Here is an 18,609-nt window from a genome sequence, read left to right on the forward strand (position 1 = left end):
GACGGAGCTACACCCATGTTGGATGCCAATCTCACCACCCAGTTGAAGGCCTATCTCGAAAAGGTCACGCAGCCGATCGAGATCGTTGCGTCCCTGGACGACAGCGCCAAATCCCTTGAGTTGAACGAGCTGCTTGAGCAAATCGCCGCGCTGTCCGAGCGGATCAGCCTGGTGCGCCACGACGACGAAGAACGCAAGCCATCCTTCGCGATCAACCGCGTCGGCAGCGACATCGGCGTGCGCTTCGCCGGCATTCCGATGGGCCATGAATTCACTTCACTCGTGCTCGCCCTGCTGCAGGTCGGCGGACATCCGTCCAAGACCGCGGCAGACGTGATCGAGCAAGTGCGGAACCTCGACGGCGACTATCGCTTCGAAACCTACTTTTCGCTGTCCTGCCAGAACTGCCCCGACGTGGTGCAGGCGTTGAACCTGATGAGCGTGCTGAACCCGAAGATCCGGCACGTCGCCATCGACGGCGCGCTGTACCAGGACGAAGTCGATGCGCGCCAGGTGATGTCGGTGCCGACCGTGTTCCTCAACGGCGAGGTGTTCGACCAGGGCCGCATGAGCCTGGAACAGATCCTGGCCAGGCTCGACACCGGCGCTGCCCAGCGCGAAGCCGAGAAGCTCAAGACCAGGGACGCGTTCGATGTGCTCGTCGTCGGCGGTGGCCCGGCCGGTTCGGCGGCCGCGATCTATGCCGCACGCAAGGGCATCCGCACCGGCGTGGCGGCCGAACGATTCGGCGGCCAGGTGCTGGACACCATGGCGATCGAGAACTTCGTCTCCGTCTCGCATACTGAAGGCCCGAAGCTCGCCACCGCGCTGGAGCAGCACGTCAAGGATTATGACGTCGACGTCATGAACCTGCAGCGCGCCGAGAAGCTGCTGCCGGCGACGGAAGCCGGTGGCCTGATCGAAGTGCAGCTCGCCAACGGCGCCACGCTGAAGTCGAAGACCGTGATCCTGTCCACTGGCGCGCGCTGGCGGCAAATGAACGTGCCTGGCGAAGATCTGTACCGCAACAAGGGCGTGGCTTATTGCCCGCATTGCGACGGGCCGCTGTTCAAGGGCAAGCGTGTAGCGGTGATCGGCGGCGGCAACTCCGGCGTCGAGGCGGCGATCGACCTGGCCGGCATCACCAGCCACGTCACCCTGCTCGAGTTCGACAGCAAGCTGCGCGCGGACGAAGTCCTGCAGCGCAAGCTGCGCAGCCTGCCGAACGTCGACATCATCGTCGGCGCGCAGAGCACCGAAGTGCTGGGCGACGGCCAGAAGGTCAACGGCCTCGTCTACAAGGATCGCGTCGACGGCGTCATGCACAGCATCGATCTGGAAGGCATCTTCGTGCAGATCGGCCTGCTGCCGAATACCGAGTGGCTGAAGGGCACGCTGGAACTGTCACCCCGCGGCGAGATCGTCATCGACGAGCGCGGCCAGACCTCGCTGCCCGGCGTGTTCGCCGCCGGCGATGCCACCACGGTGCCGTACAAGCAGATCGTGATCGCGATGGGCGCCGGTTCCACCGCCGCCTTGAGCGCGTTCGACCACATCATCCGCAGCCCGCTGCCCTCGAACGCAACGGCCGAACCCGAAGCCGAGGCAGCCTGACCTCATGACCATGACAGCAAGCGACAGTCGCCGCGAAGCCGCCATGCTGGTCGGTTATGCTTCGACTCCCGCTATCGGATAGTTTGCCCAAGCTGCGAGACATGACCCCGCTGCAGCAATTCATCGAAGCCCATCAACGCCTGTTCGTGCTGACCGGTGCCGGCTGCAGCACCGACTCCGGCATCCCGGACTACCGGGACCGCGAAGGCGAATGGAAGCGCGCGCCGCCCGTGACATTCCAGGCCTTCATGCACGAGGCGGCGACGCGCCAGCGCTATTGGGCACGCAGCCTGATCGGATGGCCGCAGTTTGGCCGGGCCTTGCCGAACACGGCACACCACGCACTGGCGCAACTGGAGCGGCGCGGGCAAGTCGAGCGACTGGTCACCCAGAACGTCGACCGCCTGCACCAGCGCGCCGGCAGCGAGCGGGTCGTCGATCTGCACGGCCGGCTCGATGAAGTGCGCTGCATGACCTGCGACTGGCGCTCCGCCCGCGACGATTTCCAGCAGCACCTGGTCGAACGTAATCCGGCCTGGCAGCAGCTCGATGCCACTGCCGCCCCCGATGGCGACGCCGACCTTGAAGGCCAGGACTTCGACCGGTTTGACGTGCCCATGTGCCCGCGCTGTGGCGGCATCGTGAAGCCGGACGTGGTGTTCTTCGGCGAAGGTGTGCCACGCGAACGGGTGGATGCGGCCACGCAGGCCTGGCAGGCGGCCGACGCCGTGCTGGTGGTCGGTTCCTCGCTGATGGTCTATTCCGGCTACCGCTTCGTGCGCGCGGCGGCGCAAGCCTGCAAGCCGGTGGCTGCGCTGACCCTGGGGCGCACCCGTGCCGACCCGCTGCTCAGCCTGAAGATCGACGCCCGTTGCAGCGACGCCCTGGCCTTCGTGCTGAGGCCCGAGCCGTTGTTCGCACACTGATCAGATCGACGCGGCGATGCGCCCGACTTCAGCCAGCACTGCGCCACGCTGCTGACCGTCTGCCGACGAGCCCGCGTAATACGCCGTCACCAGGATCGGCTTGCGGTGGGGTGGCCAGAAGATCGCCACGTCATTGCTTTCGCCATGGGCGCCGCTGCCGGTCTTGTCGCCGGCCTGCCAGTCGGCAGGAATGCCGGCACGCAGCTTGTCGGTGCCGGTGGTGCACGCGCGCAGCCAGCCGATCAACCGTGTCCGCGAGGCTTCCGTCAGCACATGCCCAAGCAACAGCCGCTGCAAGGTATCCAGCATCGCGTTCGGCGTGGTGGTGTCGCGTATTTCGCCGGGGCCGCCCTCGTTGAGTTCGGGCTCGATGCGGTCGAGTCGCGTCACCGGATCGCCCAGACTTCGCACAAAGCGGGTCACGGCAGCTGGTCCGCCCAGGCTGGCCAGCAAGAGGTTCGCAGCGGTGTTGTCGCTCAGCGTGATCGCCGCCGCGCACAACCCAGCCACCGTCATGCCCGGCGCACCAACCTGTTGCCGGGTCACCGGCGCATAGTCCAGCAAGACATCCCGGCCAAACACGATGCGCCGGTCCAGCTTTTCCCCACCCGCGTCGACCCGCGCCAGCACCGCCGCCACGGCCAGCACCTTGAACGTGCTGCACAACAGAAAGCGTTCGTCGCCACGCTGCGCGACCCGACGGCCGGTGCCGGTGTCGAGCACGGCCACGCCGAGGCGCCCGCCATGCCGACGTTGCAGCGCGGCCAGCCTCGCCTCGGCTCCCACGCCTTCCGTGGCGTGCGAAACCAGCGGATGCAGGAACCATGCGGACGCCCCGAACAGGCCGTTCTTGAGCAGGTTTCGACGATTCATGCGGCTACCTCGGGGGCTGTTGTCGCGGATCAGTGCACGTGCATGCTGAGCGGTCCATGCTGGCCGTCGATGCGGGCAATCCGCGGCATGATGCATGGCCATTTCATGGCAAACGGACACAGCCGCAACTCCGCCCGATGCGGGCCCTCGCAGGTAACCTTGCGTCGGCTGCAGCGAACTCCATGTATACCGCGTCGCCCGCAAGCCTGGGCGAACGCTTCCGACCATCACCTCGGAGACAATCATGTCGAACTACCGCAAGACCCCCGAAGCGCTTGCCCGGCTCACGCCCGAGCAGTACCGCGTTACCCAGGATGCCGCCACCGAACGGCCATTCGACAATCTCTACAACGCGAACAAGGCGGCAGGCCTTTATGTCGACATCGTCTCTGGCGAACCGTTGTTCACCTCCGTCGACAAGTTCGAGAGCGGTTGCGGCTGGCCCAGCTTCACCCGCCCACTGCAGAACGAGCACGTCATCGAGAAGCACGACCGCAGCCACGGCATGATCCGCACCGAAGTGCGTTCGCGCGATGGCAACAGCCATCTCGGTCATGTCTTCCCGGATGGGCCGCGCGAGTCGGGCGGACTGCGCTATTGCATCAATTCCGCCTCGCTGCGCTTCATTCCCATCGACCAGCTCGATAGCGAGGGTTACGGCGAATACCGCAAGCTGTTCGACAACGCACACAAGGAACCCGCCACATGAACACCACCAGCGAACGAGCCGTTCTCGCCGGCGGTTGCTTCTGGGGCATGCAGGAACTGATTCGCGCGCAGCCTGGCGTCATCTCCACCCGCGTGGGCTATGCCGGCGGCGACGTGCCCAACGCGACCTACCGCCACCACGGCAGCCATGCCGAGGCGATCGAAATCGTCTTCGATCCGCAACGAATCAGCTACCGCACGCTGCTGGAGTTCTTCTTCCAGATCCACGATCCCAGCACCCCGAACCGGCAGGGCAACGACCGCGGCGCGAGCTATCGCTCGGCCATCTTCCATACCAGCGGCGAGCAGAAGCAGGTGGCCGAGGACACCATCGCCGACGTGGACGCATCTGGACTCTGGCCGGGCAAGGTGGTGACCGAACTGGCGCCGGCCGGCGACTTCTGGGAGGCCGAGCCCGAGCACCAGGACTATCTCCAGCACTACCCGAGCGGCTACACCTGCCATTTCATCCGGCCCGGCTGGGTGCTGCCACGACGCCGGCAAACCCCATGAAAACCATGCTGGCGCGATCCGCGCCAGCATCTTCAACGACAGCATTCAGGCGGCGGCGCCGAGCCTTCACCCGGTCTGCGTGGCGAGCCGCAATTCGATCGCCTCGATCATGGCCTGGTAGCGCGGATCGCCGCGCAGCAGGTCGAGATCCGGATCGCCCTTGACGTATTCCAGGAAGCTTTCCGACATATTTTCGAACAACGGGCCGAGCATGTTCAGTGCGGCTTCCTTCTCTTTCAAATGCACGCTCAACGCACACACGAAGTTGTAGCGCATGTTGAAGTTGTCGGGATCGATCAGCAGCGTGCGCTCCATGCGGGCCTTGGCACGCTCGGCCTCGCCCAAGGTCGCCAGTGCATAGGCACTGTAGGCCGCAACGCTGGAGTTGTAGGGGTCCTGGGCCAGGGCGGGTTCGGTACGCTGGAGCGCCAGTTGCGCGACCCGGTGAGCGTTGGCGTCATCGCCGACCGCGGTGTAGCAGGCGATCAACATCATCGCCGAATTGATGTCGACGTCCATCAGCCTGACCGCCTTTTCATAATGGCGAATGGCGTCCCCGTAGCGGTGGAGTTGGTAGCTCAGGCGACCCGCCGAGCGATTGGCCTCGTAGGATTCCGGATCCAGTTCGAGTGCGCTGGCGACTTCGGTCGCGGCGGTATCGGCCTTGCCATCCTGCAACAGCACCTGGGCCTTGATCGCATGCGCCTCGGTGAGGCGGGGGTCCAACGCCAGCGCGCGTTCCGCCGCCGCGAGGCTGTCACCCGAATTGCCACCATTCACCACGCGCAACTTGTGGTAGCCGACCGCCATCAAGGCCCAGGCCTGGGCATAGCGGGGGTCGATTTCGGTGGCACGCGTGCACAGGCGCACGATCGCCTCCGCCGAACGCGCCTCCATCTCCTGACCGGTGATATAGCTCTGCCGCGCCATCAGGTAGAGATTGTGCGCTTCCGGACTGTCGGTGCCGCGGCGCACGATCGCCTGCTTCTCCGCGGGCAGCAGCCGCAGCTTCAGCGCCTTGACGATGGCCTCGGAGATCTCGTCCTGCAGCGCAAAAATGTCATTGGAGTCACGGTCGTAGCGCTCGGCCCAGACGTGATTGTTGCTGCTGCCGTCGATCAGCTGTGCGTTGATCCGCAACCGGCCGCCGGCCTTGCGCACGCTGCCTTCCAGTACGTGGCTGACCTTGAGTTCACGTGCGACCTTGGGAATGTCGACGTGCCTGCCCTTGTACATGAAGGCGCTGTTGCGCGAGATGACGCCCAGCGCGGAGACCTTGCTCAGGTCGGTGATGATGTCCTCGGTGATGCCGTCGCTGAAATACTCCTGTTCCGGATCACCACTCATGTTGGCAAACGGCAGCACGCATATCGTCCAGCGCGCTGCGTCCTTGTCGACCGACGAAGACGCCGAAGCATCGCCTTGCCTGGTCGGTTGCGCCGCTTGCGTATGCGCGATCATGGTGCCAAGCGCGCGCAGGAACTCCTGTACCGGTGCACTCGCGGGATCTTCGCCGCAGCCGTCGAGGTCGGTGGTGTGGATGGCGCGAACGTCCAGCGGCAGGCGCGCCTGCTCGAACCGCACCGGTACAAGGATGCCGCGCTCGGCGGCTTCGCGGGCCTCGCCGCGCACCCAGCGGGAAGCTACCGAGGTCGGGGTCCAGACCACCAGCACGGCCCGGGCCGCATCGATTTCTGCCTCGATCCGGTCATCGAACTCCTGCCCCGGTGCAATCTCGGGATCCCACCAGACTGACCAGCCTTTCGCCTCGATCGCAGCGACCAGCGGCGCAACCCGTTGCTTGTCGCTGCGGGCGTAGGAGACAAAAACGTCAGCCATGCTGCTCAACCCTCGATGCGAACCGGTCGCACCGCCTCAAGTTTCAAGCATACCCCCGCGTTGCAGGAGATGCGCGCAATGGCGGCCGGCCATTTCATCGCTCCAAACTGCAGTGACCGGCAGACGACCGCACCATACCCAGCCGGCGAAACCGGTCGCCCCGACACGAACTCATCCGCCTTCGCCGGCCGCGCCGTGGATCACGCCCTCGATGCGCCGGTCCGGGATCAGCCACAGCAGCGCGGTCAGCGCATACAGCAGCTGCGCCGCCCACGGCCGCCAGAACGCCAGCACGATGCCCGTCACGTAGAGCACCGGCGAAAGCTTGCCCTTCCAGTCCGAACCGATCGCCTGCCGCAGCACCGAACCGGCGCCGTCCGCCGCGATCAGGGTCTGCTGAAGAATCCAGTACGCAATCGCCGCCATCAGCAACACCACGCCATAGGCCACGGTCGGCGGCGCGGCCAGGTAGCTTTCGCCCATCCAGGCGGTGGTGAACGGGAACAGCGACAGCCAGAACAGCAGATGCAGATTCGCCCACAGTGCGGCACCCGACACCCGATGGCAGGGAAACAGCATGTGGTGATGATTGTTCCAGTAGATGCCGACGTAGACGAAACTCAACACGTAACCGAGCAGCACCGGGGCAAGCGGCAGCAGGTCACCCAGCGTGTGCCCGGCCGGCACCTTGAGCTCCAGCACCATGATCGTGATGATGATCGCGATGACACCATCGCTGAATGCTTCGAGCCTGCCCTTGCCCATCCGCTACCCTCACCATTTAGTGTTGGTCGACCGATCCCTCGAACACCCGCCCCCTCCCGAACAAGATGGAACCATGGACGCATTCAGCTACCTCTCCGTGCTGCTGTCAATCATCCTGGGCCTGGCGATCACCCAGGTGCTGCAGGGTTTTCGTGGCCTGATGCTGGCCCGCTCGCGCGTTCGCAGCTACTGGCCGAGCATCGCCTGGGCCATCCTGCTGCTGTTGCTCGACGTGCAGGTATGGTGGGCGATGTACGACCTGCGCTTCCGGCATGAATGGAGCTTTCTCGGCTTCGCCACCGTGCTGGCGCAGACCGTTCCGCTGTACCTGCTGGCCGGCCTGGTATTGCCCGACATCGGCATCGAGGGATCGGTCGACCTGCGCACCCACTACTACGAAAACCACCGCTGGTTCTTCAGCCTGCTGATCTTGCTGCTGGTGATCAGCATCGGCAAGGAAGCGATTCTCAACGGCACGCTGCCGGCGCCGCTCAATCTGGGCTTCCAGCTCACCTTCATCGCCGGCTCGCTGTTCGGGGCATTGAGTTCCCGCGAGTGGTGCCACAAGGCGCTGGTGCCCTTCAGCACCATCCTCATCATCGCGTATATAGCCGCCCTGTTTGCCCACCTGCACTGACAGGAGCCTGGCATGGCGTCGCCGGGCCCTTGATTTGCGCAGGCGCGGAGCATATTCCCGAGGAACGCCACGCCAGTCACAGGAGCAGCCCCATGCGATCTTTCGGCAAGCCGGCCCAGGGCGAACGTCTGGAGCGGCTGCACGACCTGCCATTATGGGACGGCGAGCGGCTGCGCAACATCCATCCGGTGCTGCCTGGTTTGCGCGACCTGTCCGCACCGCGCCCCACCCTGCGCGACTTCGTCTGCGGCGATGCGTATCGCACCCCGCCGGCGCCGCTGCCTGCGGAAGATCCTCGCGGCATATGGTTGAAAGCGCCGGCCAGCGGACTGCGCGTCACCTGGCTGGGCCATTCCACCGTGCTGCTGGAGATCGATGGCTGGCGCGTGCTGACCGATCCGGTGTGGGGCCAGCGTGCCTCGCCGTTCACCCTGCTCGGCCCGAAGCGCTTCCAGCCAGTGCCGGTCAGCCTGCGCGATCTGCCCGCCGTCGATGCGGTGGTGATCTCGCACGACCACTACGACCACCTGGACTACCCGACCATCCGTGCGCTGGCGAAGTCGGATGTCCCCTTCGTCACCTCGCTCGGCGTCGGCGCCCATCTCGAAGCCTGGGGCATTGCGCCCGCGCGCATCACCGAGCTGGCCTGGTGGCAAACCCACCAGGTGCCGGGCACGGGGCTGACCATTACGGCCGCCCCGTCGCAACATTTTTCCGGGCGCGGCCTGAAGGATCGCAACCTCACGCTGTGGTCGTCGCTGGTCATGCAGGGCGAACGGCACAGCGTCTTCTTCAGCGGCGATACCGGCCTCACCCGCGAGTATCAGACCATTCGCGACCGACTCGGCCCGTTCGATCTGGTGATGCTGGAAGTCGGTGCGTTCCATCCGTCGTGGGGCGACATCCACCTCGGTCCGGCGAATGCACTGACGGCCCACGAGATGCTCGGCGGCGGCGTGCTGATGCCGGTGCACTGGGGAACGTTCGCCCTGTCCACCCACGCCTGGGACGAACCGGTGGAGACCCTGCTCTCGCTGGTAGATCCGCAACGGGCGCACCTGCTGTTGCCGCGGCTCGGCGAGGCCATCGAACCCGTGCAGCGGCGGCCAGTCACGCCATGGTGGCGCCGTGGCGAAGAGATCGCCCAGACCCGTGGGATCGAACCCGATCCCGTCGAGGCATCCACGGCCGAATACCTCGCGGGATCGGTGCCATGGCCGCTCGACTGAGCCGCTCGCGGGGGCTGGCGAAAGCGCCTGCCAGGACGTTGGACCATCGCCGCGCCTGGATGATTCCGCCCCGCGCAGGGCGGTGACGGACCAGCCGTTTACCTGTTGCCGGTCTCCTCGAGCATGGTTGTAGTATGCCCTCGTGGCGCGACGTCACGCCCTGCCTGCCCGCAGCGGCTTTTGCGTTCGCCTCCTCTGCCAGGGGGTCTGTGACATGAGCGCCCGGAACCAGATGCTGCTGCAGCTGACGCGGCTTCCGTTCTTTCTCAAGCTCTGGAACCGCATGCCGCTCGGGTCGCTGCGTACCCGCGTCGACTACGGCATCTTTCCCTATCCGCACTATGCCTACGGGCTGTTCTGGGCTGCGACGCTGGCCGCCGCGCTGGATATCGGGCGCATCTCGGCGATCGAGTTCGGTGTCGCCGGCGGTCGCGGGCTGGTGGCGCTGGAACACGCCGCCAGCGAAATCTCCCGCGAGACCGGCGTGGCCATCGATGTGTTCGGCTTCGACAGCGGCGCCGGCATGCCCGCCCCGGTGGACTACCGCGATCTGCCGCATATCTGGGGTCCGGGCTTCTACCGCATGGACGTGGACAAGCTGCGCGGGCAACTGTCCGGCGCCGAACTGGTGCTCGGCGACGTGCGCGACACGACCGCCGCATGGATCGGCCAGTCGCACGCGCCGGTCGGCTTCGTGGCGTTCGACCTGGATTACTACAGCGCCACGGTTGCCGCGCTGCAGATTTTCAGCGGTACGGCGTCCACCCATTTGCCGCGCGTCCACTGCTATTTCGATGACGTCACCACCAACGACCTCGGCTGCATGAATCCCTACGTCGGCGAGTTGCTGGCGATCCGCGAATTCAACGAGCGCTCGGCCGAACGCAAGCTCTGCCTTGTCGAACAACTGCGGGTGCACCGGCATCGCTGGGAAAAGTGGCAGGGCCGGATGTTCGCTTTCCACGATTTCGCGCATCCGAAATATACCCAGCTGGTGGTTTCGCCGGAGCGGGCCGACAGCCAGTTGCCGCTGGGCTGAGCGGCAATCCGCAGGCTTCACGTCGGGCCGGAGCCAGCTCGCAGCGGGTCGCGGTGCGCCGCTCATGCCGCCCTCGGTGCAGCAGCAGCCCATCGGAACGGTTACGCTGAATGTTGTCCCGGCGAGGCATACCCATGAGCAAAGGCACCCACGACTACCAGAGCGATCCGCGCAACGAAACGATCCGGATCAGCGTCAACGGCGAATTGTTCCCGCGCCACGAGGCACGCGTGTCGGTATTCGACAGCGGCTTTGTGCTCGGCGACGGCGTGTGGGAGGGGCTGCGCCTGCATGACGGCGGCCTGCCCTTCCTCGACCAGCACCTGGATCGACTATATGAAGGTGCCTGCGCGATCGATCTCGACATCGGTCTCGACCGCGAACAGTTGACCCAACGCATCGTCGACACCCTGCGTGCCAACGGCATGCATTCGGACGTGCATATCCGGTTGATGGTGACGCGTGGCATCAAGGCCACGCCGCACCAGGATCCGCGCTTCGTGATCGGCGCCGCAACCGTCGTCATCATCCCCGAATACAAGCAGCCGCTGCCGGCCACGGTCGAGCAAGGCATCCGCCTGTTCACCGTGCATGTACGCCGCGGCGCGCCCGACGTGCAGGATCCGAAACTCAACAGCCACTCCAAGCTCAATTGCATCCTCGCCTGCATCCAGGCGCAGAAGGCCGGCTACGACGAGGCGCTGATGCTCGACCCGCACGGCTTCGTGGCCACCTGCAACTCCACCCATTTCTTCATCGTGCGGCGCGGCGAGGTGTGGACTTCCAGCGGCGACTACTGCCTGGGCGGCATCACCCGCGCCAACGTGATCCGCTTGTGCCGCGCCAACGGCATTCCGGTGTTCGAGAAAAACTTCAGCCTCACCGATGTCCACGGTGCCGATGAAGCCTTCGTCACCGGCACCTTCGCCGGCGTGGTGCCGGCCAGCGAGATCGATGGCCGCCGCATGGGCGACGGCGGGCGCGGACCGATGGTGGCGCGGTTGCAACAGCTGTACATGGAGCTGGTGAAGGCGGAAAGCCGGTCGGAACCCCGCGTATGAGTCCGGCGCGCGCTGGCTTGCGCGTCGCGATGTGGTCGGGTCCGCGCAATATCTCCACCGCGATGATGCGTGCCTGGGAAAATCGCGAGGACACCGCCGTCATCGACGAGCCGTTCTACGCGCACTACCTGCTCGCCACCGGCGTGCAGCATCCGGGGCGCGACGAGGTGATCGCCACGCAGGACAACGACGCGGCCGATGTTGCCGCCATGCTGACCGGCCCGATCCCGGGCGACCGATCGATCTGGTATCAGAAGCACATGACCCAGCACATGCTGCCGGAGATGCCGCTGGACTGGCTCGACCAGGTCAGCAACTGCTTCCTGATCCGCGAACCGGCGGCGGTGGTCGCCTCGTTCACCATCCAGCGCCCCGATGCCGCCGCGTGGGAACTCGGCTTTGCGCAACAGGCGCGCCTGTTCGACCACGTCTGCGACCGGCTTGGCGCCGCACCTCCGGTGATCGACGCCAGCGATGTGCTGAAGAATCCCGCGGCCGTCCTGGGCAACCTGTGTACACGCCTGGGCATCGCCTTCAGCCCGCGCATGCTGCGGTGGCCACGCGGCCCGCGCGCCAGCGACGGCGTGTGGGCACCGCACTGGTACGCAGCGGTGGAACGCTCGACCGGCTTCGCGCCGTGGCGCGAGCACGTGGTCAAGCTGAGCGCATTCCAGCGCGGGCTGGTCGAGCAGTGCCAGGCGCACTACGACAAGCTGTCACCGCACCGGCTGGCTGCATCCTGACAAGGTCACGGATAGAACCGCGTCTACGAGCTTTCGGGCCACATCGAAGCGTCCGCGCAAGGGCGTGCCGCTGCTGCACGCATCCCGGGCTCCGCCGTGGAAATTGTCCCCGGCAGCAACAGGGCACCCGGTTCGCTTCCGCAGCGGGACAGACCGGCTCGACCTGCCGGAGATTGCCTCCGGCGATGCGTTCACCCTCAGCGATGCCGCTCCGCCAACACTCTCGCCACATCTCCCAGCGACATCCCCCGCGCCCTCAACGCCACGGTGAGATGAAACACCAGATCCGCCGCCTCACCCAGCAACTCCTCATCGCCCTGCACCACCGCCGCCAGCGCGGTCTCCACGCCCTCCTCGCCCACCTTTTGCGCAATGCGGCGGATGCCGCCGTCGAACAGCCTGGTGGTGTAGCTGCCTTCGGGCCGTTCGGCATGGCGTTGCGCGACCAGCGCATCGAGTTCGGCGAGGAAACCCAGCGGCGGGCGCACGTCGGCGCTATCGCCGAAGCAACTGGAGGTGCCGGTATGGCAGGTCGGGCCGTGTGGATCGGCCTGGATCAGCAAGGTGTCGGCATCGCAGTCGATGCGAATCGATTTCAGCACCAGCACATGACCTGAGCTTTCGCCCTTGGTCCACAGGCGCTGCTTGCTGCGGCTGTAGAAGGTAACGTGGCCGCTGCGCTGTGTTTCAGCCAGAGCTTCGGCATTCATGTAGCCGAGCATCAGCACTTCGCCGCTGCGCCAGTGCTGCACGATCGCCGGCAGCAGGCCGGAAGGATCTTTGGCCCAGTCGGGAGCCGCGGGGTTGGTTGCGAGTGCCGTGGTCATTGGCTGATCTCCCGGAGGCGAGGAGTGAGTAGAGAGGAGTGAGAAGTGAGAGAAGGCATCCAATCTGCCACTCCGCCACGGTTCTGCTGCTTTCTCTCGCTCTTCATTTCTCTTCCCTCACTTCTCTCATCGGTATTCCCCACCCCTGCAGATACCGCTTGAGTGCGGGGATCGCGATGGCGCCGGAGTGGAACACGCTGGCGGCCAGCGCACCGTCCACGTCGGCGTCGACGAAGGCGTCGCGGAAGTGCTCCGGTTCGCCCGCACCGCCGGAGGCGATCAGCGGCACGTGACAGATCGCGCGGGCTGCCGACAACTGTTCGAGATCGTAGCCGCTGCGCACACCGTCGCTGCCCATGCAGTTCAGCACGATTTCGCCGGCGCCGCGTTGCTGGGCCTCAGCCATCCAGTCCAGCGTTCGACGGCGCAGCGCCTTGGTTTTCGATGGATCGCCTGTGTACTGGCGCACGCGCCACTCGCCGTCGACATCGCGCAGCGAGTCGATGCCGACCACCACGCACTGCACGCCGAACGCGGCGGCGAGTTCGTCGATCAAGGCGGGGCGTTCGAGCGCGGGCGAATTCACCGAGATCTTGTCGGCGCCGGCATGCAGCACGGCGCGCGCCTCGTCGACCGAGCGAATGCCGCCGGCGACGCAGAACGGGATGTCGATCACGCGGGCGACCTTCTCCACCCACGCGCGATCCACGCTGCGACCCTCCGGGCTGGCGGTGATGTCGTAGAACACCAGCTCGTCGGCGCCTTCGTCGCGATAGCGCAGCGCCAGCTCGACGATCTCGCCCATCACCACGTGGTCGCGGAAGCGCACGCCCTTGACCACCTGGCCGTCGCGCACGTCGAGGCAGGGGATGATGCGGCGGCTCAGCATGCGAGTGCCTCTTCCACGGTGAAGCGCCCTTCCAGCAGCGCGCGCCCCAGGATCACGCCCTGCGCACCGGCCTCGCGCGCCGCGCGGATATCATCCAGCGAACGCACGCCACCGGAAGCCTGCACGGCCAGCTGCGGCACGCTATCGGCGAGGTGCCTATACAGGTCGAGGTTGAAGCCGGCCAGCATGCCGTCGCGGTCGATGTCGGTGCACAACAGGTGGCGCGCACCGCGCGCGGCGTACCACGGGGCCAGTTCGTCCAGGGTGCGTGTTTCGACTTCGGTCCAGCCGGCGCTGGGCAAGGTCCAGCGGCCGTCGAGGCGACGCGTGTCCAGGGCGAGGGTCAATCGCTCGGCACCGTAGGTCGCCAGCCAGCCAGCGACGCGTTCGGGATCGCGGATCGCCACGCTGCCCAGCACCACGCGCTGCACGCCGGCGTCGAACAGACGTTGCAGATCGGCTTCCTCGCGCACGCCGCCACCGGCCTGGATCGCCATGCCGTCGGCAGAGATCGCGGCGATCACCGCGAGGTTGTCGAGCTGGCCGGAGCGCGCACCATCCAGATCGACCAGATGCAGCCAGGTCGCGCCCGCTCGCGCGTAACGTGTGGCGACGCTGCGCGGATCGCTGGCGTAGGTGGTCTGTTGCGCGTAGTCGCCCTGCTTCAGGCGCACTACCTGGCCGCCACGCAGGTCGATCGCGGGGATGACGTCAAAATTCCTCATCGAGGCCGTCATAGGTCGAGAAAATTCTTTAGGAGCTTCGCGCCGACCACGGCCGAGCGCTCGGGATGGAATTGCATGCCGTGGAAGTTGTCGCGTGCGATCACCGCGGAGAACGGCTCGCCGTAATCGCTGCTGGCCAGCGTCCAGTCGCCCGTCGGTACCGCGTAACTGTGCACGAAGTACGCTTGCTCGTCGTCGCCCAGGCCGGCGAGCAAGGGATGTTCGCGCCGCGCGGTGACGCGGTTCCAGCCCATGTGTGGCACGCGCAGACCTGGCGCCCCGGTGAAACGGCGCACCGGTGCCGGGATCAATCCAAGGCATGCGACATCACCCTCCTCCGAATGCGCGCACAGCAACTGCATGCCGAGGCAGACACCGAGCACCGGCTGGGTCAGCGAACGCAGCAGCTCGACCAGGTCCAGTTCGCGCAGCCGCGCCATGCCCGGGCCGGCTGCGCCCACGCCGGGCAGGACCACCTTGTCGGCGGCGCGGATCGTCGCGGCGTCCGCGGTCAGCGCGGCATCCACGCCGAGCCGCTGCAACGCATAGCGCACCGAGCCGATATTGGTGCCGCCGGCATCGACCAGGACCACGCTCACGGGCTCACTCTTTGGCAGAAAGCCCGCGTCAATGAAGTTTGCATTGACACTCGTAGGAGCCCGCTTGCGGGCGATGCTTCCCTACCCACCACGTGGGAGGGCATCGCCCGCAAGCGGGCTCCTACGACGGGTTGGGTGGCTGACATCACAGCGTGCCCTTGGTGCTGGGCAGCTCGCTGCCTTCACGGCGGATCGCCTGCTGCAGCGTGCGCGCGACGACCTTGAAGCAGGCCTCGACCATGTGGTGCGCATTGTCGCCGCGCACCGTGAGGTGCAGGTTTGCGCCCAGCGTCTCGCACAGCGAGCGGAAAAAATGCGGCACCAGTTCGGTTGGCACCTCGCCCACCCGCTCGCGCGGGAAGCTGCCCTCAAACACGAAGTACGGACGGCCGGACAGATCCAGCGCCGCGCTGGCCTGCGACTCGTCCATCGGCAGGGTGAAGCCATAGCGGTCGATGCCGCGCTTGTCGCCCAGCGCCTGCTTCAACGCCTGGCCCAGCGCCAGCGCGCAGTCCTCAATGGTGTGGTGCTCGTCGATATGCGTGTCGCCGTCGCAGTGCAGTTCCAGCGCGAAGCCGCCGTGCTTGCCGATCTGCTCCAGCATGTGGTCGAAGAAGCCCAGGCCGGTGTGCGCCTTCGGCTCGGCCACCTTGTCCAGGTCCACGTTGACCGTGATGCGGGTTTCCTTGGTATGGCGCACCACCGTCGCCATGCGCGGCGCGTCCAGCAACTGGTGCGTCAGCTCGCTCCAGGTCGCGCCTTGCGGGCCGACACGCAACCCGCGCACACCGAGGTTGGCGGCGAACTGCAGGTCGGTCTCGCGGTCACCGACCATCGCCGAGGCCGCGCGGCTCCAGCTGTCATCGGCCAGGTAGTGACGCACCAGGCCGATGCCAGGCTTGCGCGTGTCCAGCCCTTCGTGCGGGAGGCTGCGGTCGATCAGCACTTCGCGAAAGCGGATGCCTTGCGAACCGAGGATGCCGAGCAGCAGCTCGTGCGGGCCTCTGAAGTCGGCTTCCGGAAAACTGTCGGTGCCCAGGCCATCCTGGTTGGTCACCATCACCAGTTCGTAGCCAGCCGCGACAAAACGCTGCAGCGCGGCGATCACGCCGGGCAGCAAGGCCAGCTTGGTGTAGCTGTCGATCTGCTGATCGGCAGGCTCCTCGATCAGGCAGCCGTCGCGGTCGACGAAAAGAAGCTTGCGCTTGTTCATGTCGATCCCTCGTTCATGTCGATCCCTCGGCAAGACCTTGAGCATTCGTGGTCGCATTCCTCAGGACCGCCAGCACCTTGTCGTTCTCCGCGGGTGTGCCCATGGTGATGCGCAGCGCATCGCCGAGGTTCGGGTAACGACGGGTGTCGCGCACCACGATGCCGGCGGCGAGCAGGCGCTGATAGACGGCACCGGCGTTGTCAAAGCGCACGGCGAGGAAGTTGGTCCACGAGGGCAGCACTTGGCGCACGCCAGGCACGGCGCGCAAGGCCTGCTGCATCCGGGTCCGTTGCGTACGGATGGTCTCCAGATGAGCTCGCGTTGCTGCCTGTCCCTCCGCCGACAGCACGGCAAGTGCCGCCGCGACGCAGGGGCGTGGCAATGGATACGGCGCAATGATCCGGCGCAGCAGCCCGGTCACCGCCGCGTTCGCCAGCACGCAGCCCACCCGTGCTCCAGCCAGCGCCCAGGCCTTGGACAGCGTGCGCAAAACAGCGAGGTTGTCGTGGCGATCGATCAGGTCGACCACGCTGACTTGATCGTCGAACTCGACATATGCCTCGTCGACCACCAGCACGGAACGACCTTGCAGTGACTGGGCCAGCCGCTCGATGCTGGCACGCGGCACGCGCTGCCCGCTCGGATTGTTCGGCGTGCATACGAAAGTCAGCTTGACCGCGGGAGTGAGTGCGGCCAGCAGCGTATCCACGTCCACGCTGAAATCGTGTGCCAGCGGCACTTCGATCACGGCGGCGTTCTGGATCTGTGCGTAGATGGCATACATGCCGAAGGTAGGCGGCTGGATCAGGATCGCGTCCTCGCCGGCGCGGCAGAATGCGCGCACCAGCAGGTCGATCGCCTCGTCGCTGCCGCGGGTGACCAGCACCTGTTCACGCTGCACGCCATACATCGCGGCAAGGGCTTCGACCAGCTCCGGCGGCTGCGGCTCGGGATAGCGATTGCAGCCCGTGCCACCGTCGCCCGAAGGTGCCCATGGCGATTCGTTCGCGTTGAGCCAGATCTCACCACCGCCGGCTTCCATGCGGGCGGACGAATACGCCTGCATCGCGCGGATCTCGGGCCGTGCCAGATCGAGCACGTTCATGCTGTCGCCTCCAGCGCCGCCAGGCGCAAGGTCACCGCACGGCGGTGTGCTTCCAGTTGTTCGGCCGCGGCCAGCGTCGCCGTACAGGGACCGATGTTGCGCAGTCCTGCAGCGGAGACTTCCTGCACGCTGATCTGCTTCTGGTAACTGGCCACCGACACGCCGCTGTAGCTGCGCGCGTAACCGTAGGTCGGCAGCACGTGGTTGCTGCCGCTGCAGTAGTCGCCAACCGACTCAGGCGTCCATTGGCCGAGGAAGATCGAGCCGGCGCTGTCGATGCCATCGAGCAGTTCGCGCGGGGCGGCGACCTGCAGGATCAAATGCTCGGGCGCGTAGCGGTTGCTGACCTCGACCGCCTGCGCCAGCGATTCGACCGCGATCAGCCGACTTTGCGCCAGCGCCTGGCTGGCGATCGCGCCGCGTGGCAGCGTCGCACACTGCCGCTCGACTTCCGCGGCCGCCCTGTCCAGCAGTTCCGCCGACGGGCTCAGCAGGAGCACCTGCGAATCCGGCCCGTGCTCAGCCTGCGACAGCAGGTCGGCAGCGACGAACACCGGGTTCGCCGCGGCATCGGCAATCACCAGCACTTCGGACGGACCGGCCGGCATGTCGATCGCCGCACCATCCGGATCGGACGAGACCTGCAGCTTCGCCTCGGTGACCCAGGCATTGCCCGGACCGAACAGCTTGTCGCACTTCGGCACACTACCGGTGCCGTACGCCATCGCCGCGATCGCCTGCGCGCCACCAAGCTTGAAGACCTGGTGCACACCGGTAAGCCGCGCGGCATACAGCACCGCCTCATCGCAGCGACCATCGGCGCGCGCCGGCGAGCACAACACCACTTCGCGGCAACCGGCGATCTGCGCCGGCACACCCAGCATCAGCGCGGTCGACGGCAGCGGTGCACTGCCGGCCGGCACGTACAGGCCGACCCGGCCGATCGGGCGCAGCATCCGTTCCACCCGCACGCCGGGTGCGGTATCGACCGCCACGGGTCGGGGCGCGGTGGCCCGGTGGAACAGCTCGATGCGTTCCGCGGCTTCGCGGATCGCCGCCTTCAGCGCGGGATCGAGTGCGGCTTCGGCCGCAACGAATTCGGCCTCGTCCACCGCGATCGCGTCCAGCGCGCAGCGATCGTACTTCGCGCTGAGTTCGCGCAACGCCGCGTCGCCACGTTCGCGCACGCCGACGATGATCTGCTCGACACCGTGGCGCAATGCGTCCGCGCGCGACTGCGCCGGGCGCGCGAGCGCCTCGCGCCGGGCCGTTTCATCCAGGGCATTCCAGTCCAGTCTCTTCAT

Annotated in this window: 19 protein-coding genes; 9 read left to right on the plus strand and 10 right to left on the minus strand. The window is 66.3% G+C overall.

What is annotated here, in order from left to right:
• Positions 1 to 15: 15 nt before the first annotated feature.
• Together ahpF and B0E47_RS14250 are read left to right on the plus strand one after the other, a co-directional pair.
• Positions 16 to 1,614: an alkyl hydroperoxide reductase subunit F gene (gene ahpF, locus B0E47_RS14245; protein ID WP_077514938.1), complete on the plus strand. Its 1,599-nt coding sequence runs from the start codon at positions 16 to 18 to the stop codon at positions 1,612 to 1,614.
• A gap of 101 nt (positions 1,615 to 1,715) precedes the next feature.
• Positions 1,716 to 2,540, plus strand: coding sequence for an NAD-dependent protein deacetylase (locus tag B0E47_RS14250; RefSeq protein ID WP_077514939.1), 825 nt, complete (start codon positions 1,716 to 1,718; stop codon positions 2,538 to 2,540).
• Here B0E47_RS14250 and bla read toward each other — a convergent pair whose 3' ends face one another.
• On the minus strand, positions 2,541 to 3,413 hold the full coding sequence (gene bla, locus B0E47_RS14255) for a class A beta-lactamase (protein WP_077514940.1): 873 nt from the start codon (positions 3,411 to 3,413) through the stop codon (positions 2,541 to 2,543).
• A gap of 244 nt (positions 3,414 to 3,657) precedes the next feature.
• Between bla and msrB the strand changes: the two genes are divergently transcribed.
• The gene (gene msrB, locus B0E47_RS14260) at positions 3,658 to 4,122 is read left to right on the plus strand and encodes a peptide-methionine (R)-S-oxide reductase MsrB (protein WP_077514941.1); all 465 of its coding nucleotides are present in this window, start codon (positions 3,658 to 3,660) and stop codon (positions 4,120 to 4,122) included.
• Complete coding sequence (msrA, locus tag B0E47_RS14265) at positions 4,119 to 4,634, plus strand: peptide-methionine (S)-S-oxide reductase MsrA (protein WP_077514942.1); 516 nt, start codon at positions 4,119 to 4,121, stop codon at positions 4,632 to 4,634. Before msrB ends, msrA begins: the two co-directional genes overlap by 4 nt.
• 66 nt (positions 4,635 to 4,700) lie before the next feature.
• Here the strand turns inward: msrA and B0E47_RS14270 are convergent, their stop codons facing one another.
• Both B0E47_RS14270 and B0E47_RS14275 read right to left on the minus strand, forming a co-directional pair.
• Entirely contained in the window at positions 4,701 to 6,473 is a 1,773-nt protein-coding gene (locus B0E47_RS14270) for a TIR domain-containing protein (RefSeq protein ID WP_077514943.1), read from the minus strand.
• A gap of 171 nt (positions 6,474 to 6,644) precedes the next feature.
• Positions 6,645 to 7,238: a TMEM175 family protein gene (locus tag B0E47_RS14275; RefSeq protein ID WP_077514944.1), complete on the minus strand. Its 594-nt coding sequence runs from the start codon at positions 7,236 to 7,238 to the stop codon at positions 6,645 to 6,647.
• Positions 7,239 to 7,311: 73 nt separating this feature from the next.
• On the opposite strand from B0E47_RS14275, the gene B0E47_RS14280 reads away from it, so the two are divergent.
• The 5 genes from B0E47_RS14280 (at position 7,312) to B0E47_RS14300 (ending at position 11,947) form a co-directional block, all read left to right on the plus strand.
• Complete coding sequence (locus B0E47_RS14280; protein ID WP_077514945.1) at positions 7,312 to 7,875, plus strand: hypothetical protein; 564 nt, start codon at positions 7,312 to 7,314, stop codon at positions 7,873 to 7,875.
• A 92-nt stretch (positions 7,876 to 7,967) separates the two neighbouring features.
• Positions 7,968 to 9,104, plus strand: coding sequence for an MBL fold metallo-hydrolase (locus B0E47_RS14285; protein WP_077514946.1), 1,137 nt, complete (start codon positions 7,968 to 7,970; stop codon positions 9,102 to 9,104).
• A 214-nt stretch (positions 9,105 to 9,318) separates the two neighbouring features.
• The gene (locus tag B0E47_RS14290) at positions 9,319 to 10,143 is read left to right on the plus strand and encodes a hypothetical protein (protein WP_077514947.1); all 825 of its coding nucleotides are present in this window, start codon (positions 9,319 to 9,321) and stop codon (positions 10,141 to 10,143) included.
• Between the two features lie 134 nt (positions 10,144 to 10,277).
• On the plus strand, positions 10,278 to 11,204 hold the full coding sequence (locus B0E47_RS14295) for an aminotransferase class IV (protein ID WP_077514948.1): 927 nt from the start codon (positions 10,278 to 10,280) through the stop codon (positions 11,202 to 11,204).
• Positions 11,201 to 11,947 carry a sulfotransferase family protein gene (locus tag B0E47_RS14300; RefSeq protein ID WP_077514949.1) on the plus strand — a complete coding sequence of 249 codons (747 nt, stop codon included), beginning with the start codon at positions 11,201 to 11,203 and terminating at the stop codon, positions 11,945 to 11,947. Before B0E47_RS14295 ends, B0E47_RS14300 begins: the two co-directional genes overlap by 4 nt.
• Positions 11,948 to 12,144: 197 nt before the next feature.
• On the opposite strand, the gene hisIE is transcribed toward B0E47_RS14300, so the two are convergent.
• The 7 genes from hisIE to hisD form a co-directional block, all read right to left on the minus strand.
• Positions 12,145 to 12,774 carry a bifunctional phosphoribosyl-AMP cyclohydrolase/phosphoribosyl-ATP diphosphatase HisIE gene (hisIE, locus tag B0E47_RS14305; protein ID WP_077514950.1) on the minus strand — a complete coding sequence of 210 codons (630 nt, stop codon included), beginning with the start codon at positions 12,772 to 12,774 and terminating at the stop codon, positions 12,145 to 12,147.
• A gap of 103 nt (positions 12,775 to 12,877) precedes the next feature.
• Positions 12,878 to 13,663, minus strand: coding sequence for an imidazole glycerol phosphate synthase subunit HisF (hisF, locus tag B0E47_RS14310; RefSeq protein WP_077514951.1), 786 nt, complete (start codon positions 13,661 to 13,663; stop codon positions 12,878 to 12,880).
• Positions 13,657 to 14,388, minus strand: a complete 732-nt coding sequence (hisA, locus tag B0E47_RS14315; protein ID WP_077515375.1) for a 1-(5-phosphoribosyl)-5-[(5-phosphoribosylamino)methylideneamino]imidazole-4-carboxamide isomerase — start codon at positions 14,386 to 14,388, stop codon at positions 13,657 to 13,659. Before hisA ends, hisF begins: the two co-directional genes overlap by 7 nt.
• Positions 14,389 to 14,396: 8 nt before the next feature.
• A complete protein-coding gene (gene hisH, locus B0E47_RS14320; RefSeq protein ID WP_077514952.1) occupies positions 14,397 to 14,987 on the minus strand; it encodes an imidazole glycerol phosphate synthase subunit HisH in 591 nt (196 codons plus the stop codon).
• A 145-nt stretch (positions 14,988 to 15,132) separates the two neighbouring features.
• On the minus strand, positions 15,133 to 16,200 hold the full coding sequence (gene hisB / locus B0E47_RS14325; protein WP_077514953.1) for a bifunctional histidinol-phosphatase/imidazoleglycerol-phosphate dehydratase HisB: 1,068 nt from the start codon (positions 16,198 to 16,200) through the stop codon (positions 15,133 to 15,135).
• 13 nt (positions 16,201 to 16,213) lie between these two features.
• Positions 16,214 to 17,305, minus strand: a complete 1,092-nt coding sequence (gene hisC, locus B0E47_RS14330) for a histidinol-phosphate transaminase (protein WP_077514954.1) — start codon at positions 17,303 to 17,305, stop codon at positions 16,214 to 16,216.
• On the minus strand, positions 17,302 to 18,609 hold the full coding sequence (gene hisD, locus B0E47_RS14335; protein WP_077515376.1) for a histidinol dehydrogenase: 1,308 nt from the start codon (positions 18,607 to 18,609) through the stop codon (positions 17,302 to 17,304). The genes hisC and hisD overlap by 4 nt, the downstream gene beginning before the upstream one ends.

The sequence above is a fragment of the Rhodanobacter sp. B05 genome (genome assembly GCF_002001085.1).
Lineage (GTDB): Bacteria > Pseudomonadota > Gammaproteobacteria > Xanthomonadales > Rhodanobacteraceae > Rhodanobacter.